The 25,775-nt window shown below is 58.7% G+C and carries 26 protein-coding genes and 1 tRNA gene; 9 read left to right on the plus strand and 18 right to left on the minus strand.

The window, feature by feature from the left end; all coding sequences use genetic code 11:
* Positions 1-58: 58 nt before the first annotated feature.
* From ggt to ACI2JR_RS20520, 10 genes are all read right to left on the minus strand, one after another.
* Positions 59-1,681 carry a gamma-glutamyltransferase gene (ggt, locus tag ACI2JR_RS20475; RefSeq protein ID WP_462479340.1) on the minus strand — a complete coding sequence of 541 codons (1,623 nt, stop codon included), beginning with the start codon at positions 1,679-1,681 and terminating at the stop codon, positions 59-61.
* Complete coding sequence (locus tag ACI2JR_RS20480; RefSeq protein WP_462479341.1) at positions 1,678-3,189, minus strand: class I adenylate-forming enzyme family protein; 1,512 nt, start codon at positions 3,187-3,189, stop codon at positions 1,678-1,680. The genes ggt and ACI2JR_RS20480 overlap by 4 nt, the downstream gene beginning before the upstream one ends.
* Positions 3,182-3,952, minus strand: a complete 771-nt coding sequence (locus ACI2JR_RS20485) for a VOC family protein (RefSeq protein WP_462479342.1) — start codon at positions 3,950-3,952, stop codon at positions 3,182-3,184. The genes ACI2JR_RS20480 and ACI2JR_RS20485 overlap by 8 nt, the downstream gene beginning before the upstream one ends.
* Positions 3,949-4,359 (minus strand): PaaI family thioesterase, encoded by a 411-nt coding sequence (locus ACI2JR_RS20490; protein ID WP_132729635.1) that lies wholly within the window; start codon positions 4,357-4,359, stop codon positions 3,949-3,951. The genes ACI2JR_RS20485 and ACI2JR_RS20490 overlap by 4 nt, the downstream gene beginning before the upstream one ends.
* A 14-nt stretch (positions 4,360-4,373) precedes the next feature.
* Entirely contained in the window at positions 4,374-5,378 is a 1,005-nt protein-coding gene (locus tag ACI2JR_RS20495; protein WP_462479343.1) for a zinc-binding dehydrogenase, read from the minus strand.
* A 16-nt stretch (positions 5,379-5,394) separates the two neighbouring features.
* A complete protein-coding gene (locus ACI2JR_RS20500) occupies positions 5,395-6,372 on the minus strand; it encodes an ABC transporter substrate-binding protein (RefSeq protein WP_462479344.1) in 978 nt (325 codons plus the stop codon).
* A 25-nt stretch (positions 6,373-6,397) separates the two neighbouring features.
* Positions 6,398-7,165 (minus strand): ABC transporter permease, encoded by a 768-nt coding sequence (locus tag ACI2JR_RS20505; RefSeq protein WP_207896651.1) that lies wholly within the window; start codon positions 7,163-7,165, stop codon positions 6,398-6,400.
* Position 7,166: 1 nt separating this feature from the next.
* Complete coding sequence (locus ACI2JR_RS20510) at positions 7,167-7,901, minus strand: ABC transporter ATP-binding protein (RefSeq protein ID WP_462479345.1); 735 nt, start codon at positions 7,899-7,901, stop codon at positions 7,167-7,169.
* Positions 7,898-8,596, minus strand: coding sequence for a GntR family transcriptional regulator (locus ACI2JR_RS20515; protein ID WP_462479346.1), 699 nt, complete (start codon positions 8,594-8,596; stop codon positions 7,898-7,900). Before ACI2JR_RS20515 ends, ACI2JR_RS20510 begins: the two co-directional genes overlap by 4 nt.
* 429 nt (positions 8,597-9,025) lie before the next feature.
* The gene (locus tag ACI2JR_RS20520; protein WP_462479347.1) at positions 9,026-9,808 is read right to left on the minus strand and encodes a DeoR/GlpR family DNA-binding transcription regulator; all 783 of its coding nucleotides are present in this window, start codon (positions 9,806-9,808) and stop codon (positions 9,026-9,028) included.
* A gap of 134 nt (positions 9,809-9,942) precedes the next feature.
* Between ACI2JR_RS20520 and ACI2JR_RS20525 the strand changes: the two genes are divergently transcribed.
* From ACI2JR_RS20525 to ACI2JR_RS20555, 7 genes are read left to right on the plus strand one after another with little or no spacing between them, the layout of a single operon-like run.
* Positions 9,943-10,920, plus strand: a complete 978-nt coding sequence (locus ACI2JR_RS20525) for an ABC transporter substrate-binding protein (RefSeq protein ID WP_462479348.1) — start codon at positions 9,943-9,945, stop codon at positions 10,918-10,920.
* A gap of 12 nt (positions 10,921-10,932) precedes the next feature.
* The gene (locus ACI2JR_RS20530; RefSeq protein WP_462479349.1) at positions 10,933-12,636 is read left to right on the plus strand and encodes an ABC transporter permease; all 1,704 of its coding nucleotides are present in this window, start codon (positions 10,933-10,935) and stop codon (positions 12,634-12,636) included.
* Positions 12,624-13,652 carry an ABC transporter ATP-binding protein gene (locus ACI2JR_RS20535; RefSeq protein WP_132729644.1) on the plus strand — a complete coding sequence of 343 codons (1,029 nt, stop codon included), beginning with the start codon at positions 12,624-12,626 and terminating at the stop codon, positions 13,650-13,652. The genes ACI2JR_RS20530 and ACI2JR_RS20535 overlap by 13 nt, the downstream gene beginning before the upstream one ends.
* Positions 13,649-14,353, plus strand: a complete 705-nt coding sequence (locus ACI2JR_RS20540; RefSeq protein ID WP_462479350.1) for an MBL fold metallo-hydrolase — start codon at positions 13,649-13,651, stop codon at positions 14,351-14,353. Before ACI2JR_RS20535 ends, ACI2JR_RS20540 begins: the two co-directional genes overlap by 4 nt.
* Positions 14,293-14,706 carry a hypothetical protein gene (locus ACI2JR_RS20545; protein WP_462479351.1) on the plus strand — a complete coding sequence of 138 codons (414 nt, stop codon included), beginning with the start codon at positions 14,293-14,295 and terminating at the stop codon, positions 14,704-14,706. Before ACI2JR_RS20540 ends, ACI2JR_RS20545 begins: the two co-directional genes overlap by 61 nt.
* Complete coding sequence (locus ACI2JR_RS20550; protein ID WP_132729646.1) at positions 14,697-15,254, plus strand: histidine phosphatase family protein; 558 nt, start codon at positions 14,697-14,699, stop codon at positions 15,252-15,254. Before ACI2JR_RS20545 ends, ACI2JR_RS20550 begins: the two co-directional genes overlap by 10 nt.
* Positions 15,244-15,699, plus strand: a complete 456-nt coding sequence (locus ACI2JR_RS20555) for a phosphatase domain-containing protein (RefSeq protein ID WP_132729647.1) — start codon at positions 15,244-15,246, stop codon at positions 15,697-15,699. The genes ACI2JR_RS20550 and ACI2JR_RS20555 overlap by 11 nt, the downstream gene beginning before the upstream one ends.
* A 119-nt stretch (positions 15,700-15,818) precedes the next feature.
* On the opposite strand, the gene ACI2JR_RS20560 is transcribed toward ACI2JR_RS20555, so the two are convergent.
* A tRNA-Ile gene (locus tag ACI2JR_RS20560) sits at positions 15,819-15,894 on the minus strand.
* 124 nt (positions 15,895-16,018) lie between these two features.
* On the opposite strand from ACI2JR_RS20560, the gene mug reads away from it, so the two are divergent.
* The gene (gene mug / locus ACI2JR_RS20565; RefSeq protein WP_132729662.1) at positions 16,019-16,525 is read left to right on the plus strand and encodes a G/U mismatch-specific DNA glycosylase; all 507 of its coding nucleotides are present in this window, start codon (positions 16,019-16,021) and stop codon (positions 16,523-16,525) included.
* A gap of 76 nt (positions 16,526-16,601) precedes the next feature.
* On the opposite strand, the gene rpoD is transcribed toward mug, so the two are convergent.
* From rpoD to rpsU, 3 genes are all read right to left on the minus strand, one after another.
* A complete protein-coding gene (gene rpoD / locus ACI2JR_RS20570; protein WP_032690659.1) occupies positions 16,602-18,446 on the minus strand; it encodes an RNA polymerase sigma factor RpoD in 1,845 nt (614 codons plus the stop codon).
* Between the two features lie 151 nt (positions 18,447-18,597).
* Positions 18,598-20,343: a DNA primase gene (gene dnaG / locus ACI2JR_RS20575; RefSeq protein WP_132729664.1), complete on the minus strand. Its 1,746-nt coding sequence runs from the start codon at positions 20,341-20,343 to the stop codon at positions 18,598-18,600.
* Positions 20,344-20,582: 239 nt separating this feature from the next.
* Entirely contained in the window at positions 20,583-20,798 is a 216-nt protein-coding gene (gene rpsU / locus ACI2JR_RS20580; RefSeq protein ID WP_001144069.1) for a 30S ribosomal protein S21, read from the minus strand.
* A gap of 361 nt (positions 20,799-21,159) precedes the next feature.
* On the opposite strand from rpsU, the gene tsaD reads away from it, so the two are divergent.
* Positions 21,160-22,173, plus strand: a complete 1,014-nt coding sequence (gene tsaD / locus ACI2JR_RS20585) for a tRNA (adenosine(37)-N6)-threonylcarbamoyltransferase complex transferase subunit TsaD (RefSeq protein ID WP_462479352.1) — start codon at positions 21,160-21,162, stop codon at positions 22,171-22,173.
* A gap of 45 nt (positions 22,174-22,218) precedes the next feature.
* Here the strand turns inward: tsaD and ACI2JR_RS20590 are convergent, their stop codons facing one another.
* The 4 genes from ACI2JR_RS20590 to ureE form a co-directional block, all read right to left on the minus strand.
* Positions 22,219-23,826, minus strand: coding sequence for a purine-cytosine permease family protein (locus ACI2JR_RS20590; RefSeq protein ID WP_462479353.1), 1,608 nt, complete (start codon positions 23,824-23,826; stop codon positions 22,219-22,221).
* Positions 23,827-23,978: 152 nt separating this feature from the next.
* Positions 23,979-24,596, minus strand: a complete 618-nt coding sequence (ureG, locus tag ACI2JR_RS20595) for an urease accessory protein UreG (protein ID WP_462479354.1) — start codon at positions 24,594-24,596, stop codon at positions 23,979-23,981.
* A gap of 8 nt (positions 24,597-24,604) precedes the next feature.
* Positions 24,605-25,279, minus strand: coding sequence for an urease accessory protein UreF (locus ACI2JR_RS20600; RefSeq protein ID WP_462479355.1), 675 nt, complete (start codon positions 25,277-25,279; stop codon positions 24,605-24,607).
* Positions 25,280-25,768: an urease accessory protein UreE gene (gene ureE, locus ACI2JR_RS20605; RefSeq protein ID WP_132729669.1), complete on the minus strand. Its 489-nt coding sequence runs from the start codon at positions 25,766-25,768 to the stop codon at positions 25,280-25,282. It abuts the gene before it with no gap.
* Positions 25,769-25,775 lie beyond the last annotated feature (7 nt).

Below are 25,775 nucleotides of genomic sequence, written 5' to 3' on the forward strand. Positions count from 1 at the left end.
CCACCATACCAATTTGAAGGGCCGCTGCTGGCGAAATGACAAGAGCAGCCCTTTTACATCAAAACCCCAACGCTTGCCCGTCCCGGCGGCTATCGCTGGCGGCGACATAACCATGATTTGGCGCATCCGACAGTCGCCAGATAAATTGCCCGGCGCCAAAATCCATATAGGGATCGTCCACGGCTTTAAGTTGGTGCCCACGAGATTGTAGTTGTTGTGCCACTGCCGGATCAAAACCCGTTTCCAGATCGAGGGTAAAATCCCGGTTAACCTTCCAACGTGGCGCATCACAGGCCGCCTGAGGTTGCTGATGAAAATCCAGCATTCGGACCAGAGTTTGTACATGGCCCTGGGGCTGCATATCGCCGCCCATGACGCCAAAACTCATCTGTGGCTGGCCCTCTTTGGTCAGGAACGCCGGGATAATGGTATGGAAGGGCCGTTTTCCTGGTTCCACCACATTGGCTGATTTGGGATTGCTGGAGAATCCGGCTCCCCGGTTTTGCAGGCTGATGCCATATTCCGGTACCACCACGCCCGAACCAAAGCCCATATAGTTGGACTGAATAAAGGAGACCATCATGCCCTGTTCGTCAGCGGTGGTCAGATAAACGGTGCCGCCTGTGCGCGGCATTCCCGCCGTGGGCAGACTGGCGCGAGTCAGATCAATTTGGGCGGCGCGTTGTTGCAGGTAACTGTTGTCCAGCATTTGTTGGGGGGTGATTTCCATTGACCCCGGATCGGCCACGTAACGATAGACATCGGCAAAGGCCAGTTTCATCGCTTCAATTTGCAGATGCTGCGCATCGACGCCATCCAGCGCCAGGCTGGCAAGATCAAACTGTTGCAGAATCCCCAGCGCTATCAATGCTGCAATACCTTGTCCGTTCGGGGGGATCTCATGAACATCATAACCGCGATAACGCTGGCTGATGGGCGTGACCCATTCCGGCTGGTACGCCTGTAAATCCTGCAATGTCAGGCTACCTCCCGTTTGCTGTGACCAGTTCACAATGGCGTCGGCAACTTCGCCTTCATAAAAGGCCCGGGCGCCCTGGTCGGCCAGCAGGCGTAGAGTCCTCGCGGCAGACGGAAAACGAAACGATTCCCCGGTTTGCGGCGCACGACCATCGGGCATGAACGCATCGGCAAAGCCAGGCTGGTGTGTAAGGAGCGGTACGGCAGCCTGCCATTTACGGGCCACCATTGGCGCCAGCGTGACGCCGCGTTCGGCAATCTCAATGGCGCTGTGCATCAGGCGGGAGAAGGGGAGTTTACCGAACCGCCGATGTAGCGCTTCCCAGCCCGCGACAGCGCCCGGCACCGTGACGGCGTCCCAGCCTCGTTCCGGACGTTTTACCAACCCATGAGCATCGTTACCGTAGCGGCGATGAAAATAGTTCAGGTCCCAGGCTGCCGGAGCGGGGCCGGAGGCATTCAACCCATGCAGCCGCCCGTCGGCCCATACCAGCGCAAAGGCATCGCTGCCGAGCCCGTTTGACACCGGTTCTACGATGGTTAATGTGGCGGCGGTGGCGATAGCGGCATCCACCGCATTGCCGCCCTCCAGCAACATGCGGTTGCCTGCCTGCGCCGCCAGCGGATGCGAAGTGGAGACGATGTTACGGGCGAATACCGGCGTGCGCGGCGTGTGATACGGGTTATGCCAGTTAAAACTCATGGTTGTTCCCTTTTTTGTACGCGTTGTTCTGCCGCTGACTGCAATGCCCGGCGGTCAATTTTATTGGTGCCTGCCAGCGGGAAACTTTCCGTTAGCCAGATATGGCGTGGATGTAAATATGCTGGCCCCTGGTGCAGTACCCAGCTTTTCAGTGCCTGGGGATCGAGGGGGGCTCCGGCGCGCGGGATCACCCAGGCTACGGGTTTCTGACCTTTGATGTCGTCCGCCACCGGTACCACGCAGGCCTGTTGTACCTGAGGGTGGCTTTCCAGTAATTTCTCCACCTCTCCCGGCCAGATATTTTCACCGCCGCAGACGAACATGTCGTCATGACGGCCGATGAACCAGAAAAAGCCCTGTTCGTCGCGGTGGAACACATCGCCGGTAATGTAGTAACCGTCATCGGTAAACGGTACGGGCACATCCGGGCGCTGGTGGTAGCCTTGCATCAGCGCCGGGCTTTTCATTTCCAGCACGCCTTCATCAGCCAGGGTACCGTCACTGTTGCGTAGCCGTAGACTGACCTCCGGATGGGGATAACCGGGAGAGCCGGTGGGCGTTGTCAGCCCCTGCGGATGGGGTGCAAAGACCACCGGCCCGGCCTCCGTGGTGCCATAGGCGTTAATGATGCGCGCCTGCGGCAGCCAATGGCGCAGCGACCGATAGAGACTGTCGCTCACCGGCGCCGATCCCATACGGATCACCCGCACGCAGGAGAGATCGCTGGTCGCCAGCAGATCTTTTTCCTGCAACATCATCGCCAGCATTGGCGGTACGGCAGTGAGCCAGGTACAGCGATAGTGGCTCACGGCCTGGAGATATTCGCGGGCGGTAAACTGCGGCAACAACACCGTGGTCACCCGGCTTGCCAGCGTCAGCAGCGCCAGCGCCAGCGCGTTCATATGGTAAAACGGCGCGGCAATCAGCACGCGTTCATCCGTCAGTTCCGGGGTGGCCAGACGTGTGGCCACCACCCAGCGGTGGCTGGCATGGGTCAGGCGCACGCCTTTTGGCATCCCGGTGGATCCGGACGTATAGAGCATCAGGGCGAGGTCGTCGTCAGCGGGGATAAAACAGTTCAGCTCTCCGGGTTGTTGCAGGGCGTCCAGCTCGGCGCCAAAACTGACGCGAGGCAGATGGCGGGGAACGCGAGCAAGCTGATCTTCATCGCCGAGCAGCAGCTGGCTGCCGCTGTCCGCCAGGATGCGCTCAATGGTGCTTATCGGAAAACGAAAGTTTATCGGCACCGCCACCAGACCGGCGCGCATAATCCCCAGCAGACTGGCAATATAATCAATGGAGTTACGTGCGAGGATGGCCACGCGCGTTCCGGCTGGCCAGTTAAATTGCTTCAGACCGAGGCCGATGGCATCAGCCTGGCTGTCCAGCCGCCGGAAGGTAATTTCCCGCTGCGAGCCATCAGCTTGTGGAGTAATAAACGCCAGCCGATCGCTGTGGCGCAGGGCGGGACGGAAGGCGCCGAGGTTGTCAGGTAAGGTATCAGTCATGGTTAAACTCCAGCACCAGCGCCAGGGCAGGGATCGCCACACTCAGGTATCCGTGGTGTTGTTCCAGAGGTAAACGTTGTTGTTCTGCCGCTTTGGCGATTGCCCCGGCGTCAGCGCCGGAAATCCGGATACTGGCAAACCGGCTTTCACGGTCATCCGTAAGTGGCAATAGCGCACCGTACTGTGCCTCCCACGCAGCGTAACTTGTCACCTGTAACAGGTTGGTTTCACCCAGTCTGGCGTAATTTTCGCGGGTGGCTGCCGGATCGCGCGCCACCACGGTCAGCGTCTGAATGCGGCCCGGCTGGAGCCACTCATCGCGCCACACCCATTCCGGGGTGTGATGCTGGCAGAAATAGACTCTTCCCGCGCTGAAGCTATCAGGCGTCAGACGTACGGTACTGAAACGTGCTTCCCCTGTTGCTGCGCCGCTGGTGACGTTACGGGAAAAATTCTGTACCGGTTGCACGCTGAACCCGGCATCCTGTAGGGCGGCTGCCGTCTGTGCCGCGTTGTCGCTGGCAAATACCAGCCCGTCTATACCCGGCGGATTATCCAGTAGTTCCCGGCGCAGCGACTCCCCCTGCGCGGGTAGGCCAATCAGTTCCAGATAGTGGTCAGCAAACATGATCAAATGGTTGATCGAACCGAGGCTGTGATAGCCCCGCGGGGTTAAGGTGAAACCCAGCCCCCGGAACAGCGTTGCGCTGTTATCCAGCGCAAAATGACTGTTAATCACCAGATGATCCAGTTTCAGACTCATGCGGCCCCCTGCTGCGCCGGGGTGGCGTACAGACCGCGCCCGCTGGCCACCAGCCGGCCTTCGGCGTCATAAACCCAGGCTTCCGCGCTGGATGCCAGTTTGCCGTGTTTAATTACTTTTGCTTTCACCGTGAGTTCACCGCGGGCCGGACGATGGTAGTCCACATGCAGGTTGAGGGTGGGCACGCCTTTGCTGGTCCAGGCCACCAGCGCCCAGTCGGCGGCGAGGTCAATCAGCGTGGCGAGAATACCACCGTGGATGTAACCTCCGGCCGGATTAACCACAAACTCCTCCCGGAAAGGCAGAATCAGGGTAATTTCTCCCTCGCCAGCCTGCGCCACCTTCAGTCCCAGCCACTGGTGATATGGGCCGTTCAGTAATTTTTGTTCGATGTTCTGTGCGTTCATTTTTTTCTCCTGAATCAGGGGGTGACGATCACTTTGCCCAGCACTTCACGGTCACGGATCAGGCGTAGACCTTCAGCGGCCTGCTCCAGAGGGAGAACTCGATCAATCAGCGGAGTGATACTGCCTGCGGCTACCATTGCCAGCAGGGCGGTGAGGTTTTCTGCATAAAAACTGTTGGAGCCTTTGATGTTCAGCTCAAAACTCCAGACATAGCGTAAGTCTTCCTGCGGGTCATAGCCGGCTGTGGCCCCGCACACCAGCAGCGTGCCGCCCCGTTTCAGGCATTTCAGCGAGGATCGCCAGGTGTCGCCACCGGTAAAGTTGATCACCACATCGACGCCGCCGTCATAAGTGCGGCGCTGAGGTTTGCCATATTTTTCAATCGCCCAGCGGGAGAAATCCTGTTCGCGGTAATTGACCACATGGTCGGCGCCGAGCGAGCGTAGCGCGGCGGCTTTTTCATCGCTGCCCGCACAGGCAATCACTTCCGCACCAAGGTGTTTCGCCAGTACCACACAGGCGGTACCGACACCGCCGCTGGCGCCGAGGATCAGTACCTTATCGCCTGCCTTAATGGTGTTATGAGTGATTAACATGCGGTGGGCCGTGCCATAAGCCACCGGCAACGCCGCAGCCTGCTCAAAGGTCACACCTTCCGGTAGGGCGATAAGCTGACGGGCATCCACGAGTGCATACTCCGCCATACCGCCATCGATCATCTCCCCCATCAGACCCACCTCTGGTTTCAGCGGGTTAACCAGCACCCGATCGCCGATGTTCCAGCCGGTAACCCCTTCGCCGAGGCTGTCAATCGTGCCCGCCAGATCCAGCCCAGGCACTACCGGCAGAGGGACTTTAATGCCTGGCATTCCCTGTACGGTGAAGACATCGTGATAGTTAAACGAGGAGGCCCCGACACGGACCACCACATGCCCGGTCTGGGCATGGGGAATGGCTTTATGTTCATCAATCTGCAACTGCTCAAGGCCACCGTGTTGCGGTAATACCAGCGCTTTCATTATGTTGTTCTCCAGGTTATTTCAGGTTTTTCGAGGCCAGGTAAGGACGCGGGTCGAACAGGTCATCGTTCAGTTCACCTTTAATCGCTCCGCTGCTGAGCAGCACGGCGTGTTCGCGTTTTAGGGTGTCAATGTCAGCGGCTTCAAAGGACAACTGGTTCATGCGATCCCACAGGCTGACGTAAGCGCGGGCCTGGTCTTCCGGCAGGCTGGCTTTGGTTTTCAGGATATTCACCACCTCATCCGGGTGAGCGCGGCCCCAATCGAGAGTGTCGCGCAGGGCGGCGATGACTTTAGCCACGGTTTCCGGATGTTGGATTACCAGCTCACTGCGCACGGTGCCAACGCCGATGTACGGCAGGGCATCGCTGTGCGTCAGTTTTTTCCATTCATCCGCAAAGGTGCTGATAATGCGTAATTTCAGATCGGGTAACTGCTTAACGGTCAGGGTACGCAGCGCGGCGGCATCCACCTGATTTTGCGCCAGGAACTGCGCCAGTCGTGACTCATTGCCGCCTACCAGCGAAAACTGGTTCGCGGCAATACCGGCATTTTCCTGTAACAGGGTGCTGCCAATCACGGCCACGGAAGAACCGGCAGGAGACATCCCCACTTTTTTGCCTTTGAGTTGTGACAGGGCAGTAATAGGGGAGTTTTCCGGCACCACAAACGCCACATCGGCGGGTTGAGTGGCGGCAAATATTTTCACCGGCAACCCTTCGGCAGCCACGCTGAAGACTCCGGCAACCGGCGCGCCAAAAGCCAGATCAATGGAACCGGATGCCAGGGCTTTCAGCGGCGCATTCACATCCGGAAAGTGGATAAACTCGGCATCGACGCCATGTTTTTTCAGGAAGTCCTGGCTTTCCAGCACCGCGCCGTAGCCGAGGCTGACGCCGGAGGTCCAGTAACCGATACGCACTTTGCCATCGGCAACGCTGAGCTGCGGTAGGAGCCCTACCAGCAGGGTGAATAGAATCAACAGTTTTTTCATTTGATTACCCCAGGTTCAGTGAGTGTTATGAGCGTTTTTTCCAGCGGAACAGGTAACGTTCCAGTGGTTTCAACAGGCCACCTTCCAGTAGCAACATCAGCGAGACGAGCAACAGCGTCCAGGCGAACACCTGGCTGGTTTGCACCAGATCCCCGGCCTGACGCAGGCGATAGCCAATGCCATCGGATGAGCCCAGCGTTTCGGCCACCAGTGACACGCGCCAGCCGAAGCCAAAGGCGAGGCGTGCGCCGGAAAAGAAGTACGGCAGGATGGTGGGCAGATAAATTTTGCATAACGTCTGCCAGCGGCTCATGCGGAAACTGCGGGCCAGTTCGACATACTGCGCCTCCACGTTTTGCGCCCCCTGCCAGACATTGGTAAGGATCAGCGGCATGGAGGTCATAAACACCACGAAAATGGTGGTGGCATCGGAAATGCCGAACCAGATAATGGCGAAGATAGCCCAGATGGCCGAGGAGACGGTGTTAAATACCGCCAGCAGCGGCTCGCAAAAACGCGCCACCCGCGGGCTGGCTCCCAACACCAGCCCGAATACGGTACCCACCAGTGCCGCCAGCACAAATCCCGAGACCACACGGCTGAAGGTCGCGCCGATGTCATGCAGCAGCGTTTCCCCCTGCCACAGGGCCAGCAACGCCTGCCAGGTTGCGGCAGGGCCGGGTAACACAAAGGCCGGGAGATGTTGTGACCCCAGCCACCAGACGATAAGAAAAATCCCCAGCAGGATAATCCGTTGCAGTAGCAGACTCAGGGAGCGTGACAGATGCTTCATCTCATACCTCAAGACGCAACAGGCGAATCTGTTCATTCACCTCGGGAGTGGTGGCGATACGCGGGCGCGACAGGTTCAGAGCCGCTTCCTGGTGAATACGCCCCGGATGGGGTTTCAACACCACAACCCGATCTGCCAGTACCACCGCCTCTTCCACATCATGTGTCACCAGTACCACGGTCATGCCAGTCAATTGCTGAATGCGCAGTAATTCGTCATGCATGGTACTGCGGGTTTGTGGATCAAGGCGTGAGAAGGGTTCATCCATCAGCAGGATTTGTGGCTGCACCACAAGGCTTCGTGCCAGCGCCACGCGACTGCGCATCCCGCCGGATAATTGATGCGGCCAGTAGTGGGCAAAAGGGGACAGGCCAACCAGCGCCAGGGCATCAGCCACCCGCTGGCGGCGTTCTTCTTTGCGGAGTGCACTGTTTTCCAGACCAAAATTGACGTTTTGCTCTACAGAGCGCCAGGGCAGCAGACGGTCTTCCTGAAACAGATAGGCAATACGCTGCCAGTGTTGAAACTGCCTGGCCGGGGTACCCTGAATCGCGATGTTGCCGCTGTCTGCTGTTAACAGGCCAGACATCAGATTTAAGAGCGTGCTTTTGCCGCCACCGGATGCCCCCAACAGCGCTACGATTTCCCCCTGGTGAATGGTCAGGGAAATATTGGTTAGCACATTCTGGCTGGTAAATGATTTACTGACGCCGCGTAATTCAATCGCCGGGTTCATCCAAAGATCTCCCGTGGTAATACGGGTAATAACGCGCCCTCTTTGCTCAGGGTGGCGTAGATTTTTTCCAGCGTCATCGCCTGAAAAGTTTCAATATGGCGACGAGCAATAAATTCCACGCGTTTGGCATCACCTTCAATAAAGGCATCAATCATGGCGTTATGATCGTGTTTAATTTCAGGCTTAATACGCTGCACGTTAAATCCCAGTGCCACCAGCCGGGCCATTTCATCCATTAATCCGGAGAGGGTGCGAATTAAATGATCGTTTCCCGTGGCTTCAGCAATGGCTAAATGAAAACGTTTATTGGCATTCATAAATACATCAATGCGCGTGGACAGTGGCGCAGCGACTTCCACCCGACATTCCGCTTCAAGGGTTTTCAGCAGTGCAATATCCACCTTTCCTACTGCCAGCCGCGCCGCCAGAGGTTCCAACGCGGCGCGTACTGTGAATATTTCCTCCACGTCCTGCACCGTCACCGGCGCGATACGATAGCCTTTACGCGGACGCGAAATGACCAGTTTTTCATGGCTCAGGCGCGTCAGCGCCAGGCGGATGGTGCTTTTGCCGGACTGATAGCGTTCCATCAGTTCGGATTCTGTCACCAGCGCCCCCGGCAACAGGCGACAGGTCAGAATATCACGGCGAATAGTGTGGTAAGTCCGCTCGCTTAAAGATGAAGAATCGCTCATTCCGGCCTCTTAAATTTATTTCTGTGAGCTGCTCACAGAGTCTTTTTGAATATCCTAACGAGGCCATTCTGAAACAGTGCTGGAGAGTGATCTAATAATTAAATCAGGAATGCAATGTGACAATTTGCATGTACTGAGCAGCTCAGAGTGGAGAGAGAGATTTTTTCTGGAGTTTTATCTGCAGGGCTGTGAGCATCCCATTTCATTCAGAATATGCGCATTAGCAGATAAAATTATTCGTTCTGATTTCGACACTCGCTGTACCCCGGCGGGACATGTTCCTGTCGCTCAGGGAATATTGATATGGCTGAAATGGTTGTTATTGTCTCTGCTGATTATCGGTATTTCACCAGCGCCGGATGGAACCGTACGCGATCGACGCCAGCCTGTTTAAGCGCAAGCCTCTGGAGTCGGCAGCGGCTATTGCCCTTATCCGCCGGACAGCGTTTCGACGGCGTCGCGGCACAGCCATTGCGTCCGCCGTAGTTCCAGCCTCGCCTGCTGTTGCGCCGTCGGGGGGCGCTCGCTGACGACATAGTCAAAATCACCCGCGTGACCGTTACGACACAGCGCCGTGCGGCCAAACTTGGTGCTGTCGACCACCAGCACCGTGATATCCGCACTGGCGGTCAACGCCAGCCGCGCCACCACTTCATCATCGTTGAAATCATACAGATCGCCGCTTTCGTCGATGCCGCCGACGGAAACCACGCCTATATCGACCCGGTAGCGGCTAAAGAAGGCCAGCGCATCGCTACCAATAATATCCAGATCGCGCTTGCGAATCCGCCCGCCGGCTATCGTCAGCGTACAGCCGGGAAGCTGACTGAGCGGTTGCGCGGCGTGCAGGTTATTGGTGAAGACGGCGAGAGAAAGGCTCTCCGGCAGGGCACGCGCCACCATCTCCACGGTGGTGCCGGTGCCGAGAAAGCAGCTTTGCGCCCCGCAGAGCAGCCGCGCCACCTGCTCGCCAATCCAACGCTTGCCGTTGATGTTGACGATCTTCCGCTGCTGCCAGGCGATATTTTCGCGTGCGAAAGGCGCGACCATGCCGTGGCGACGCAGCAGCAGACCCTGCGCCGTTAAGTCACGCAGATCGCTGCGTATGGTTTGCAACGATACGCCAAAGTGCCGGGAAAGCGCGTCAATACTGATTTCTCCGCGCTCTGTCGTCAGGGCGACAATGGCATTGCGACGAGTTTCCGGTGTCATTTTCCCTTCCTGCCACGCTATTTTCGGCCATCCTAACCCGGCAATGTGAAACTATTACTACGAAAGACGTTGGTCATATTTTTGTCAGATTCCCCTGTTTTAATCGTCGCAACGAAAACACCGGGGACGGAACGATGAATAAAAAAAACGTGCTGGCCGCGCTGATGCTGACCATCATGAGCGCATCGGCTTTTGCCACCTCCACGCTGACGCTCTATACCAGCCAGCCCAACGAAGATGCGCAGACGACCGTCAGCGCCTTTGAAAAAGCGCATCCTGACATTGAAGTGAAATGGATCCGTGACGGGACCACTAAACTGACCGCTCGTCTGCAGGCCGAGTTAGCCGCCGGCGCCGCCGCGCCGGACGTGCTGCTGATCGCCGACAGCGTCACCATGGAAGCTCTGAAACAGCAGCATTTACTGGCCGCGTATCGCTCGCCGCAGGCCAGCCGCTTTGATGCCCAGCTGTATGATAAAGACGGCTACTATTACGGCACCAAGCTGATCACCACCGGTATCGCCTGGCATACCAAAGCGCCGGTCAAGCCAACCTCGTGGCGGGATCTCCTGAAGCCGGAGCTGAAAAACATGACCACGCTGCCCAGCCCGCTTTATTCCGGCGCGGCGCAAATCCACCAGGCAACGCTGATGAACGCCCCCGACCTGGGCTGGCAATATTACGAGCAGCTGAAAGCGAACGGTGCGATGCCGCAAAGCGGCAACGGCGCGGTAATGAACGCCATTACGTCCGGGAGTAAGGCCTACGGCGTGCTGGTGGATTACATGGCCATTCGCGAAAAGGCCAAGGGGGCGCCCATCGGGTTTACCTTCCCGAAAGAGGGGGTCAGCATCGTCACCGAGCCGGTGGCAATGATGAAGAACGCGAAAAATCCACAGGCCGCGAAGGCGTTTATTGATTTCTTACTGTCGACCGAGGGACAGCAGCTGGTGCTACAGCAGGGCTATCTGCCCGCCGACGCTTCGCTGCCGGTGCCGAAGGGTTTCCCGCCGCGCGACAGCATTAAGCTGATGCCGTTCGACGCCGCCAAAGCGCTGGCCGACACCGAGGCGAACAAAAAGCGTTTTGCCGACCTGTTTGGCAGCCGTTAATTGATGAACGCGATGACACTGCCTCAGAACGCCAGCGGCAGCCGGATGAAAGGGCTGCTGTGGCTCTTATTATGCCTTGTCGCGGCGATCAGCCTGCTACCCAGCCTGCGCCTGCTTATCGCGGCACTGCTCGACTGGCGACTGGGCGGCGACAGCAGCTTGTGGCGCGTGCTGAGCAATCCCGCAACCTGGACCGCGCTGTATAACAGCCTGTATACCAGCGGGCTGGGAACGCTGATCTCGCTGCTGCTCGGCAGCCTGTTCGCCTTTTGCCTGGCATTGACCAATATCCGCTTTAAGCCGGTGTGGGTATTCCTGTTTATGCTGCCGATGATGATCCCGCCGCAGGTCACCGCCCTGAGCTGGCTGCAGCTCTTCGGCCCGAGCAGCATTCTGCTCAACAGCATCGGCCTGGCGCCGGGATTTGGCAGCGCCAATCCGCTCTATTCGGCGCAAGGCATCGCTCTGCTGCTCGGCATTCAGCATGCGCCGCTGGTGTTTCTGGCATTGCGCACCCAGCTGCAATGCCTGCCGAAAGAGCATATCGAAGCGGCCAGGCTCAACGGCGCATCGCTGTGGCGCGTCTTTTTCGATATCGTGCTGCCGCTGTGCCGTACGGCGTTGTGGGGCGGGGCGGCCATCGCGTTTGTCTCCGCGCTCGGCAATTTTGGCATCCCGGCGATGCTTGGGATCCCCATCTCGTTATTTGTGCTGCCGGTCTATATCTACCAGACGCTCTCCAGCTTTGGCCCGTCGATGCTTAATGACGTGGCGGCGCTGTCGGTGCTGATGGGCGCGCTGGCGATCGGGATTGTTATCGTGCAAGGCCATATGCAGCGTCGTTACGCCCTACCGCTGATTGGTATGGCAGGGCGCGCGCTGGGCTTTTCGCTGGGGAAATGGCGGCTGGCGACGGAAATTCTGCTGGGGGTCGTGCTGTTGGTGATTCTGGTCGCGCCGCTGCTGGCGCTGCTGGCGACATCGCTGGTGCCGACGCTCGGCGTCCCGCTCAATGGCGACACCCTGACCTTTGCCGCCTGGCGCGGGGTCATCGATGCGCAGAGCGCCACCTGGCGAGCGCTGAGCAATAGCATGCTGCTCTCGGTTTGCGCAGCGATGGTGCTGATGCTGATTAGCCTACCGCTGGCGTGGCTGCTGGTGCGCCATCCGCGCCGGCCGCTGCGCTGGCTGCACAATATCATCGATATTCCCTATACCCTCCCCGGCGTGGTGCTGGCGATTGCCTGCATTCTGCTGTTCGCCCGTCCGCTGCCGCTGCTGAATATCAGCCTAATCGGGACATTGACGATTATCTTTTTCGCCTATCTCGCCCGTTTCCTCACCGTTTGTCTGAAGCCGGTGCACAACAGCATGTTGCAGCTGGATCCGGCGATGGAAGAGGCTGCGAGCCTCGCCGGCGCAAATGTCTCGCAGCGTATGCGCCACATTGTCCTGCCGCTGCTGGCGCCAGCGGCGTTCGCCGGCGCGCTGCTGGTGTTTCTTTCCGCGGTGAACGAGCTGACGGTTTCGGCGCTGCTGTGGAGCGCCGGGAAAGAGACGCTGGGGGTGATGATTTTCAACCTCGATGAAAGCGGGGACAAAGTGCAGGCGTCGGCGCTTTCGGTGCTGGTGGTGGGGCTGGTCGCGCTGGTGATGCTGTTGCTCAGCGCGCTCGGCCGATATTTACCCAAAGGAGTGATTCCATGGCAGAACTGAAGCTGGAGCGGCTCAGCAAAGTCTTTGGCAACCAGAGCGTGGTGCGGGATCTCAATCTGACCATCCCGCAGGGCGCTTTTACCGCGCTGCTGGGGCCGAGCGGCTGCGGCAAAACCACCACGCTGCGCATTCTTGCCGGCCTGGAGCAGCTTAGCGACGGACGCCTGCTGCTGGGCGATCGCCTGCTGGCGGATAACGCTGTCCATCTCCCGCCGGAACAGCGCGATATGGGAATGGTGTTTCAGTCCTACGCCCTGTGGCCGCATATGACCGTCGCGGAAAACGTGGGCTATCCGCTCAGGCTGCGTAAAGTGCACGGCGCCGCCCGTCAGAAGCGGGTGATGGAAGCGCTGGAGGTTGTCGAGCTCGGGGCCTATGCCGGGCGTTCGCCGCAGGAACTGAGCGGCGGGCAGCGTCAGCGGGTGGCGCTGGCGCGCTGCCTGGTCTCCGAGCCGCAGGTGGTACTGCTGGATGAGCCGCTGGCGAATCTCGACCGGCATTTACGCGCAACGATGGAACAGACGTTCCGGGAGTTTCATCGCCGTACCGGCGCGACCTTTGTCTATGTGACTCACGATCAGGCGGAGGCGATGGCGCTGGCCAGCCACATCGCGGTGATGCATCAGGGAGCATTAATGCAGTGGGGCGCGCCGCAGGAGCTGTATCAGCAGCCGCAAAACGCCTGGGTCGCACGCTTTATCGGCAAGGGGCAGGTGCTCTCTCTGGCGATACCGGGCCAGCGTCGGGAGCTGGACTGCACGCTGCTGCATGAAGGATTCTCCGCGGCGAATCCTGCCACTTTGCAGCCGGTGCTGGTGCGCCCGGAGCATGTGCGGCTGTCTGACAACGGGCTGCGCGCGGAAGTGGAACACTGCATCTATCAGGGAGAACGTTATCTGGTGGATTTGCGCCTCGCTGACGGGCAATCGCTGAGCGCCTTTCACCACGCGCCGCTGCAGACGCAGCAGAGCGTCTGCGTGCAGCTGACGCAGGGCTGGCGTCTGGAGGCGGCGTGAAGATTGAGATCGTCAGCGGCTTAAACCGTAAGGCCCCGGCGGCGATTTTGCTGAGCACCCCGCGCCAGCGTATCCTGCTGGATGCCGGCGGCGCGCTGGAACCGGATGAGGCGCCGTGGCCGGTCCCGTCGGATATCGACGCGATCCTGTTGAGCCACGATCATGTGGATCATATTGCCGGGCTGAACCGGCTCCCGGCGCATATTCCGATCTACTGCAGCGCGGTCACCGCCCAGGCGCTGCCGCCGGGGCGCAATGTGCATCCGGTGGCGGTGCGCGGTCAGTTTTCCCTCGGCGAGATCGCGGTGACCACCGGTAGCTGCGGCCACGCCTGGGGCGGTATGTGGTTTCATCTGAACATCGCCGGCGGCCTGTTTTACAGCGGCGATATCAGTATGGAATCTCTGCTGTTCCGCTTTGATGTTCCGCCTCCGGCGCGTTTTGCGCTGGTAGATGCCTCCTACGGTTTATACGATGAACCGCAATACCGGCAGCGGCAAAACTGCGGGCGCTGCTGTCGCAGCCTACCTTATGCCCGGTTCCGCCTTCCGGGCGGGCCGCCGAGCTGGCGCTACTTATGGCGCGCGAAAACCATCCGGATATCGCCATGGATGCCGCCTGTCGCGCCATGCTGGTTCAGATGGCGGAGCATGACGATGGCAGCCTGCACCCCGGGGTCGCCGCGGAGCTGCGGGCGCTGATTCCGGCGCTACCGGTCTTTTCGCCTCATGCGCAGCTGGTGCTGGCCGCCGACCCGGATGGGATGAACGGCATGGCGGGTGCGCTGCGGGCGCGGGATGATTTTCAGCATCGTACCCTGTTTACCGGCCATCTGAATCAGCTTGCGCACCAGCAGTGGCTGGCAGGTGAGGTCGACTTCTGCCGCTGGAACGTCCATCCCACCCTTAGCTGCCTGCAAACGCTGGTCGCCCGGCTATCGTGCCGCTATTTCGCGCCGCTGTTTACCGCGATTGACAACCCGCATCAGTGGCAGCGGGCGCTGAACTGCCAAATTATGACTCATCCCACGATCGAGATGGAACTATGCCAATAATCTGTAAGCCTTTTGTCTTTGTTCGCCACGGCGAAACCGCGCTGAACCGGGATAAATTAATCGGCGGCAGTACGGACGTACCGCTTACCGAAGAGGGCGAACTGCAGGCGCAGGAAGTGCGTCCGCTGCTGAGCCGCTATCGCTGGAGCGGCATCGCCGTCAGCCCGCTGCTGCGCGCGCGGCAAACGGCCGAGCTGGCGCTCCCCGGCGCGCCCTATACGGTGTTCGATGACCTGCGCGAGCGGGACTGGGGCGATTTAGAACGGCGGCCATGGGCTGAACAGCCGCCGTACGAAGAGACGCCGCCGGGCGGGGAAAGCTGGGAAGCGTTTTGCCACCGGGTGACCGGCGCACTGAACGCTATTCTGACGCAGTACGAGCGTCCGTTAATCGTGGCGCATTCCGGAGTGTTTCGCGTGCTGCGCCGCTATGCGCTCGGCACGCCCTATGGCGCCCGGCCTGGTCACGTGGTGCCGATGTGGATCTCCCCCGGACAGCAGGCGAATGAGTGGCGGATGGTGCCTCTGGAGGAAGCCGATGAGCGCTAAACCCTGCGTGATTGTAGATATTGACGGCACTCTGGCGGAGTTTGACGCTGAAAAAATGCGTGACTGGGTGCTGGGGAGCGAGAAACAGTGGCCGCCCTTTTTTGAGGCGATGGCGGACGCGCCGCCGAACGCGGCGATACACAAATTAGTCGCGCTACTGAACGCGACCGAGCAGGCGGTTGTGATTTGCAGCGGGCGTCCCGCCGCGTTTCGTCTGCATACCGAGGCGTGGCTGGCGCGGCACGGTATTGCCTATGATGGGCTCTATCTGCGCCCGGATGGCGACGATGGCGTGGCGGATGAAGAGGTTAAGAAGGGGCTGTTGCAGCAGATCGTTGCCGATGGCTATCGGCCGTGGCTGGCGATCGACGACCGTCAGGCGGTGGTGGATTTCTGGCGCCGCGCGGGGCTGACCTGCCTGCAGTGCGCGCCCGGCAATTTCTGAATCTTAATGGCGGCGCTTGCGCAGTCCGGATGGCGCCGCAAAAAGTGACGCCATTTAAAAAAGACAATAAAAAAGCCACTCGCATGAGTGGCTTAACTATTTGCTTCTTAAGTAGAATTTGGTGGCCCCTGCTGGACTTGAACCAGCGACCAAGCGATTATGAGTCGCCTGCTCTAACCACTGAGCTAAGGGGCCGTGGCGAGGGATTATAAAGTAACTGGCAGATGCAATCCAGCGTAAAACGCACGGCTGCTGTTTTTATAAACAATGCATTTTCAATCCTTTATAATCAGCATTTAGGTATTGAGCTGGGGGAAAGATGATTAACGATATTCTGGCGCCGGACCTGCGGGTGGTCTTCTGCGGTATCAATCCGGGGAAGTCCTCTGCCCATACCGGTTTTCACTTCGCGCATCCGGGAAATCGCTTCTGGAAGGTGATTTATCAGGCCGGATTTACCGACCGCCTGCTGAAGCCGGAAGAGGAGCTGCAACTGCTCGATACGCGCTGCGGGATTACCATGCTGGTGGAGCGCCCGACGGTGCAGGCCAGCGAGGTGGCGCTGCAGGAGCTACGCAGCGGAGGGCGTGAGCTGGTGCTGAAAATCGAACAGTATCAGCCGCGGGCGCTGGCGATCCTCGGTAAGCAGGCCTTTGAGAAAGCGTTTCAGGTCCGCAGCGCGCGCTGGGGTAAGCAGCAGGTGACCATCGGCGATACGGAGGTGTGGGTGCTGCCTAATCCCAGCGGGCTGAACCGGGCGACGCTGGATAAACTGGTGGAGGCGTATCGTGAACTGGATGATGCGCTGGCATCGCGAGGACGGTAGGGCGCTGTTGCGGCTGGCGGTGAATTCAGAGCAAAAAAAAGCTCCCCGCAGGGAGCTTGTTTGTTTCCGGCGACGATTAATCGTCAAGGAAGCTACGCAGTACTTCAGAACGGCTCGGGTGACGCAGCTTACGCAGCGCCTTCGCTTCGATCTGACGAATACGTTCGCGGGTAACGTCGAACTGTTTACCCACTTCTTCCAGCGTATGGTCGGTGTTCATATCGATCCCGAAACGCATACGCAGCACTTTCGCTTCACGGGCGGTCAGACCGGCCAGAACGTCGTGCGTGGCCGCGCGCAGGCTTTCCGTGGTAGCGGAGTCCAGCGGCAGCTCGAGGGTGGTATCCTCGATGAAATCGCCGAGATGCGAATCTTCATCGTCGCCGATCGGCGTTTCCATGGAGATGGGCTCTTTAGCAATTTTCAGCACTTTACGAATTTTATCTTCCGGCATCAGCATGCGCTCAGCCAGCTCTTCCGGCGTCGGTTCGCGACCCATTTCCTGCAGCATCTGGCGGGAGATACGGTTGAGCTTGTTGATGGTCTCAATCATATGCACCGGGATACGGATGGTGCGCGCCTGATCCGCGATGGAGCGGGTGATCGCCTGACGGATCCACCAGGTTGCATAGGTGGAGAACTTGTAACCACGACGATATTCGAACTTATCGACCGCTTTCATCAGACCGATGTTACCTTCCTGAATCAGATCGAGGAACTGCAGGCCGCGGTTGGTGTATTTCTTGGCGATCGAGATAACCAGACGTAAGTTCGCTTCAACCATCTCTTTCTTCGCACGGCGGGCTTTCGCTTCCCCGATAGACATGCGACGGTTGATATCTTTAACCTGCTCAATGGTCAGGCCGGTCTCTTCTTCAATCTGCTGCAGTTTCTGCAGGCCGCGCTGAACGTCTTCTTTGACATCGTGCAGCTTCTCAGACCACGGCTTGTTCATCGCGATAGCGGCGTTGAACCAGGTCTCGCTGGTTTCGTTGCCGGTGAACAGGGTGATGAAGTTCTTCTTCGGCATTTTGCACTGTTCGACGCACAGTTTCATGATGATGCGTTCCTGAGTACGGACGCGATCCATCATGCTACGCATGCTGCCAACCAGGTAATCGAACTGTTTCGGCACCAGACGGAACTGTTTGAACACTTCTGACAGCTTGAGAATTTCTTCCTGCGCGGCGGCGTGGCTACGACCTTTGGCTTTGATGGTGTCGCGGGTCAGCTCGTACTGCGTACGCAGTTCAGCGAATTTCTCGCGCGCCAGCTCAGGGTCGATGCTGTTGTCGTCATCGCTGCTGTCGTCGTCTTCTTCTTCATCTTCGTCTTCGTCGTCATCCATCTCTTCCTGAGAGAGTTCAGAACCGACGTGCGTGGCGGTCGGCGCCAGGTCTTCCTCGGCGTTCGGATCGACGAAGCCGGTGATCAGGTCAGACAGACGCGCTTCTTCAGCCTCAACGCGATCGTACTGCTCCAGCAGATAGGTAATCGCTTCCGGATATTCAGCAACGGAACACTGAACCTGGTTGATCCCATCTTCGATACGTTTGGCGATGTCGATTTCGCCTTCACGCGTCAGCAGCTCTACGGTACCCATTTCGCGCATGTACATGCGCACCGGGTCGGTTGTCCGCCCGATTTCCGATTCAACACTGGACAGAACCTGTGCAGCCGCTTCTTCTGCATCTTCGTCGGTGTTGTTGCTGTTTTCAGCCAACAGCAGATCATCGGCATCCGGTGCTTCTTCCATCACCTGAATGCCCATGTCATTGATCATTTGGATGATGTCTTCGATCTGATCGGAGTCGACGATATCTTCCGGCAGATGGTCATTGACCTCGGCATAGGTCAGATAGCCTTGCTCCTTACCACGTTGGACAAGAAGCTTCAGCTGTGACTGCGGGTTTTGCTCCATAAGACGGTATCCACACTTAATTCGTTTGATTGGTGTCGACAGACAAAACTGCCAACATTTAAAGCGAGGGCGTACTTATATTATTGCCGCTGCGCCTCAGCGCGGCTGTCGGGGGCTTCCCGAACGATATTCGGCACTTAAGCCGTGCAATTCATTTTTTTGCCAGCTCCTGACTGATTGTCCAGAGTTCCCGGCGTTCTTCACTGCTTAAACCGTGCGTGCGATCGCGAGCTATCAACTCTTCTTGTCGCAGTTCGAGCAGTGAATCAAACATATGGTTGAGCGAGTCGGTGAAGGTTTTTTCTGCGATATCTTTATCTGCTATATCGTCCCACATCGACAGTTTTTCAAGGGTCGCGGCCTCATTTGTCCCGCGATACTGCTCTAAAAGTTGCCCGGTTGTCAGACCCGGCTGAGACAGACAGCTGCTGACCAGTTCGCTGAACAGGCCAAGCCCGGGCATTTTGCTCTGATCCAGGCCTGCTAAAGGCGGGACCAGCGGCGCCAGATCCGGGTTTTGCACCAGCAGTCCTATCAGTATACGCATGGTCGTGCGTTTTAGCTGCGGCGCGGGGCGCGGAGCACCATTTTCTGTCTGTTTTGGCATTAAACGTTCAAGCTGGGCATCATCCAGAATCCCCAGCTTGTTGCCCAACTCCTGGCGCAAATAAATGCGCAGCGTTTCGCCCGGCACCTGGGTTATCAGCGGCAGCGCTAAGGTGCTGAGCTGCGCGCGCCCATCCGGGGTGCTCAAATCAACCTGCGGCAGCAGGCTGTTGAACAAAAACGTGGAGAGCGGCTGAGCCTGCTCCATCCGCGCCTCAAACGCGGCTTTCCCCTCTTTACGCACCAGCGTATCCGGGTCTTCGCCGTCGGGCAGAAACATAAAGCGTAGCTGACGACCGTCGGTCATGTACGGTAGCGCCGTTTCCAGCGCCCGCCAGGCGGCATCGCGGCCGGCCCGGTCGCCGTCGTAACAGCAGATGACCTGATTGGTCGCCCGGAACAAAAGCTGAATATGGTCGGCAGTGGTCGACGTACCCAGCGACGCGACGGCATAGTTAATGTCGTACTGCGCCAGCGCCACGACGTCCATATAGCCTTCGACCACCAGCAAGCGCTGTGGTTCGGCGTTATCCTGCTGCGCTTCATACAGGCCGTACAGCTGACGGCCCTTATGGAAAATATCGGTTTCCGGGGAGTTCAGGTATTTCGGCAGGGCATCGCCCAGCACGCGACCACCAAACCCAATGACCCGGCCTCGCTTATCGCGGATAGGGAACATCACCCGTTCGCGGAAGCGGTCGTAACTGCGTCCCTTATCGTTGGTGACCAGCATGCCGGCATCGATAAGCGACTGGCGGTTTTCCTGATTGCCGCCAAAGCGTTTTAAGACGTTGTCCCAACCGGGCGGCGCATAGCCAATCGCGAAACGCGCAATGACTTCGTTGCTTAAACCCCGTTTCGCCAGATACTGGCGCGCAGGGTCAGCGGCGGGCTGCATCAGAGACTGCTGATAAAACGCATTCAGACCGTCCATCAACTGATAGAGGCTTTGCCGCTGATGGCGCTCTATCTGACTCGGTCCATTGCCTGCTTCATATGGCACTTCGAGGTTGTGCATGGCCGCCAGTTCTTCGACCGTCTCCACGAACTCGAGCTTGTCGTAGTTCATCAGGAAGTCGACGGCGTTGCCGTGCGCACCGCAGCCAAAGCAGTGATAAAACTGTTTTTCACCGTTGACGGTAAAAGAGGGGGTTTTTTCGTTATGGAATGGACAGCACGCGTGGTAGTTCTTGCCCTGCTTTTTGAGCTTTACCCGCGCGTCAATCAGATCGACGATGTCGGTGCGCGCCAGCAGGTCATTGATAAATACGCGTGGGATTCGTCCAGCCATAGGCCCCGTAAAGTATATACCGCATGATTCAAACTGCCCCAATCTTAGCCAGGTTTGTCCGCCCTGCCACTTACTGACGTAAGCGCCGGGGATTCACGCCCTTGCCGCCCGGGATGCATCCTGAATGATGTGGTATATCTGCTAATGCATAAACGAAAATAAGCCGCGCATTCCTTCCGGAAGCACGGCCTTACAACTACAACTCGCTCTGAATTGAGGGCTGTCGCGCCCTCAACAGATTAGTACAGACGAGTGCGGCGTGCGTTTTCGCGAGCCAGTTTCTTCGCGTGACGTTTCACTGCAGAAGCTTTAGCGCGCTTACGTTCGGTAGTCGGTTTTTCATAGAACTCACGACGACGAACTTCCGCCAGAACACCTGCTTTTTCGCAGGAACGCTTGAAGCGACGCAGAGCTACGTCGAACGGCTCGTTTTCACGTACTTTAATTACCGGCATGTGCCTCTCACCTTTGATTAATTCGGTTTGCTGCTGGCATCAACGCCAGCTTATTTCAAAATGGTGCGGAATTTTACTGCAATTGCTGCTGCTTTGTAAAGCACCGCTGCCTTTTTTGAAAGGACTTTTATAAGGGTGAGGAGTATACACGAGGGTTCCTGCCTGGGCGAACAAAGTTTTGTTTCTGTCGCCGTGCCGGCCATCAAGAGGCTGCTTTTGCCGACGCAGGCCAGTACCCGCCCGGCCTTGCGCAGATTGTCGATTTTAGGGCGCCGTGATGCCTCCGCCTGACACGCTTAGGGTATACATCAACCCGCATTGGTCCTAAACTGCGCGGTATTAGAGCGAGGTAAAACAAGATATGCGTGTACTGGGTATTGAAACATCCTGCGATGAAACCGGCATCGCCGTTTATGACGACGAAAAAGGCCTGCTAGCCAACCAACTGTATAGTCAGGTGAAATTACATGCCGATTACGGCGGGGTGGTGCCTGAGCTGGCTTCGCGCGATCACGTGCGTAAAACCGTGCCGCTGATCCAGGCGGCATTAAAAGAGGCCGGGCTGACGGCAAAAGAGATTGATGCGGTGGCTTATACCGCAGGTCCGGGGTTGGTCGGCGCCCTACTGGTCGGCGCAACCGTGGGCCGTTCGCTGGCGTTTGCCTGGAACGTGCCGGCAATCCCGGTCCACCATATGGAAGGGCATCTGCTGGCGCCGATGCTGGAAGATAATCCGCCGGCGTTTCCTTTTGTCGCTCTGCTGGTCTCCGGCGGCCATACTCAGCTCATCAGCGTTACCGGCATCGGTCAGTATGAACTGCTGGGAGAATCTATTGATGACGCGGCCGGCGAAGCGTTCGATAAGACCGCCAAGCTGCTGGGCCTGGATTATCCGGGCGGGCCGATGCTGTCGAAAATGGCCGCCCAGGGCAGCGAAGGGCGTTTTGTCTTCCCGCGCCCGATGACCGACCGTCCTGGCCTGGACTTCAGTTTCTCCGGCCTGAAGACGTTTGCCGCCAACACTATCCGTAATAATGGCGATGACGAGCAGACCCGGGCGGATATTGCGCGCGCCTTTGAAGATGCGGTCGTGGATACGCTGATGATTAAGTGCCGCCGGGCGCTTGAGCAGACCGGCTTTAAACGGCTGGTGATGGCCGGCGGCGTGAGCGCCAACCGGACGCTGCGGGCGAAGCTGGCGGAGATGATGACTAAACGCGGCGGCGAAGTGTTCTACGCCCGTCCGGAATTCTGTACCGATAACGGCGCGATGATTGCCTACGCTGGCATGGTACGCCTGCGCACCGGGGCGAAAGCCGATCTGGGCGTTACCGTCCGTCCGCGTTGGCCGCTCGCGGAACTGCCGGCGGCGTAATACCGCGGATAACAGGCCGACGTTGCGTCGGCCTGCCTTTCTGATTTATTCCATACTCTTACACAGCGAACAGATAGCGCCCTGATGCTTGTGCGAATGCATCACGTCCGGCCGTTCGTACTCTTCTTCGCAGCTGACGCACTGGTAAACGGTGATAGACGCATTGCCCTGCGCGTCATAGCGTGGTTCGGCAATACCGTCGTCGTGCTGCTTGATGTAGTAGCGGCCGCCGGTCAGGATGCCCATCAGCGGCGTCATCACCAGCGCAACGACCAGCGCAATCAGCGGTGAGAAGGGGGCCAGAGTGGTTCCCAGCAGGCCGAAGAAGGCGCAGATAGAGAGCCCGGCCGCCAGAGCAAACGAGACCACGCCTACCGGATTGAGGTTGTGGATCATCCCGCGGCGGTATTCAGGCTGCGCCGGAGCCAGCTTCAGCAGGCCCTTATTGACGGTGATATCGGTAGCCACGACCACCACCCAGGCAATGGCAAAGTTGGAGTAAAAGCCGAGGATCCACGACAGGGCGCTGAACATATCCCCTTCCATCAGCGCCAGCGCAATGGCCAGGTTAACGATAACGAAGATAATTCGCCCCGGATAGCGTCGGGTGGTGCGTGTCCAGGCGCTGGTCCACGCCAGAGAGCCGGAGTAGGCGTTGGTGACGTTGATTTTAATCTGCGAGATCACCACCAGCACCACGGCCAGGGTGAGTGCCAGCCAGCCGGGTACCAGGTTATCAAAGACGCTGACGAACTGCTGTACCGGTTCGGTATTGTGCACCGCCGGGAAGCGGGTCAGCAGATAGAAGCCGAGGAAGGCGCCGATGATCTGCTTAATCGCTCCTAATACCACCCAGCCTGGGCCTGCGGAAAAGACCGCCAGCCACCAGCTTTTGCTGTTCTCTGCCGTTTTCGGCGGCATAAAGCGCAGATAATCGATCTGCTCGCCTATCTGCATAATCAGCGACAGGCAGACGCCGGCGCCGAGCATAATGGCGGTTAAATCAACGTGCGCCGCGTTATTCTTGCCGGCGAAGTGCATAAATCCGTCCACCAGCGCCGGGTCTTTGGCAATCAGCCAGGCAACCGGCACCACCATCAGCACCAGCCACAGCGGCGTGGTCCACACCTGCAGGCGGGTCAGGGCTTTCATGCCGTAGATCACCAGCGGCAGGACCATCAGGGTGGCGATGAGATAGCCCATCCACAGGGGGATCCCTAACCCAACCAGCAGCCCCTGGGCCATAATCGAGCCTTCAAGCGCAAAGAAGATAAAGGTGAAACCGGCAAAGATAATGCTGGTGATCACCGAGCCAAAATAGCCGAATCCGGCGCTGCGGGTGATTAAGTCGAGGTCGATGTTGTAGCGTGCCGCGGTAATCGCCAGCGGGATGCCGGTGAGGAAGATCACCAGCGCCGCCAGCAGGATGGCATAAATGGCGTTGGTGCTGCCCCATGCCATGCCGATGCTGGCGCCGATGGAAAAGTCAGCCAGGTAGGCGATGCCGCCCAGCGCGGTTACGGCGACGACGCCAGGCCCCCAGCGGCGAAAGCTCAGCGGGGCGTAGCGCAGGGTGTAATCTTCCAGGGTTTCCCGCGAGCCGGATGCATCGCTCTGCGCAGGTAACTCCGTTTTTATATCCAGTGATGACATAGTCATTCCTTAATGGTTAGGCATGACTGGAATTAGCAAACCTTATGCCACTTCGTAGAGCAGCGCCGGCGGGCGCGGGCGGGAGGCGATGAATAAAGAGAGGGCAGGCTGTGCACCATCCGGGCGCAGGCGCGTCCGGATGGTGCAGGGGGCTATGGCTTCAGCATGCCTTTGTCTTCGAGGAAGGCAATGATGTTGCTCAGGCCATCGCCGCTTTTCAGGTTGGTGAAGGTCCAGGGACGCTCGCCGCGCATGCGCATCGTGTCGCGCTCCATCACTTCCAGCGAGGCGCCCACATACGGTGCAAGGTCGGTTTTGTTGATCACCAGGAAGTCAGATTTGGTGATCCCCGGGCCGCCTTTACGCGGGATCTTTTCCCCTTCCGCGACATCAATCACGTAGATGGTCAGATCCGCCAGCTCCGGGCTGAAGGTGGCGCTCAGGTTGTCGCCGCCGCTTTCAACGAAGATCAGATCGAGATTACCAAACTTCTCGCTCAGCGCTTCTACCGCCGCCAGGTTCATGGAGGCGTCTTCGCGGATGGCGGTATGCGGACAGCCGCCGGTTTCCACGCCGACAATGCGTTCCGGCTCGAGGGCGCCCGCCTCGGTCAGGATACGCTGGTCTTCTTTGGTGTAGATATCGTTGGTTACCACCGCCAGCTGGTAGGCGGTGCGCATGGCTTTACACAGCGCTTCCAGCAGGGCCGTTTTCCCGGAACCGACCGGGCCGCCGACGCCGACGCGCAGCGGGTGTTTGTAGTTGTTCATGCTGTCTCCTAGGAACGGAATAATCGGGAATACTGAGTTTCATGTCGGGCGGAGGCAATGGCGGCCAGCGGCGTGGATGAGCCTATCGCGCTGTCCGGGGCCGCAAGGGCGCAGGCCATATCCGCCGCGTAGCGATCGCACAGGCGCAAAATCAGCTGCTGGGCGGCCTGCTGACCGAAAGGCACCAGCTTAACGCCGGCCATGACCGCGCTTTCAATCCAGCTGTAGCCGAGACTCAGCGCCAGATCAGCCATCGCGATATGCCACCGCACTCCGAGCCAGGCCATGCCGGCGAGCTGGCTTTGCTGGCACAAGACGCGCCACTCCGGCGGGCAATCCGGTTGCCAGTCGGCCAGCAGGCGGGCAAAGGCCGCGCCGCGATTGCGCTCTTCTTCACGCAGCTCGCGGGTTTCACGGCAGGCGAGCAGGTACGCCGTCCAGCGTTGGGCTGCGGGCAGATCGTTGTGTTCACATGCCTGATACAGCCTCGCGAACAGCGGCAGATCGACGGTGAAGAAGCTGTGTTCCATTTGTTGCCGCTGCCAGCGTTCAAAGGCGGCGGCATCGGGCACCCAGCCTGCTTCCACCGCCCACTCCAGCCCTTGCGACCAGCTATAGCCGCCGACCGGGAGGTTGCTGCTGGCAAGCTGCATCAGGCGCAGGCGTTTTTCCGGCGTCGGCATTTAGTGGCTGTGCTCGTGGGCGTGATCATGGCCATGATGGTGGCCATGGCTATGCCCATGGCTTTCGCTGGCATAAGCGCCGGCTTCGGGCTCGAACGGCAGATGAGCGAAGCTCACCTCGAGACCGAACTGGCGCAGCATATCGTCCAGCACGTGGTCGTGGTGATAGCGCAGCTCGCCGGGCATGATTTGCAGCGGGACGTGGCGGTTTCCGAGGTGATAGCAGGCTTTCGCCAGCATGAACGGATCCGCGCAGCGCACCACCGATACCTCTTCATCAGCGGCGATAATCTCGACAAACTCGCTGCCCTCTTCATTACTCAGCACCTCGCCGCCGCGTAACAGCAGGCCGCGCGGCAGCATCAGCCCCGCTTCGCGGCCATCGTTGAGGGTAACTTTACTGCGGCTTTTCACCCGCACATCGATCGGCAGCGTGACGCTGGCGGTCACTTTACCGGGTGAATCAACTCGTTGGGTCAGATAGATCATCCGGACT

Origin of the sequence: Klebsiella sp. NPDC088457, from assembly GCF_044900465.1 — a bacterium.
Classification (GTDB): domain Bacteria; phylum Pseudomonadota; class Gammaproteobacteria; order Enterobacterales; family Enterobacteriaceae; genus Klebsiella.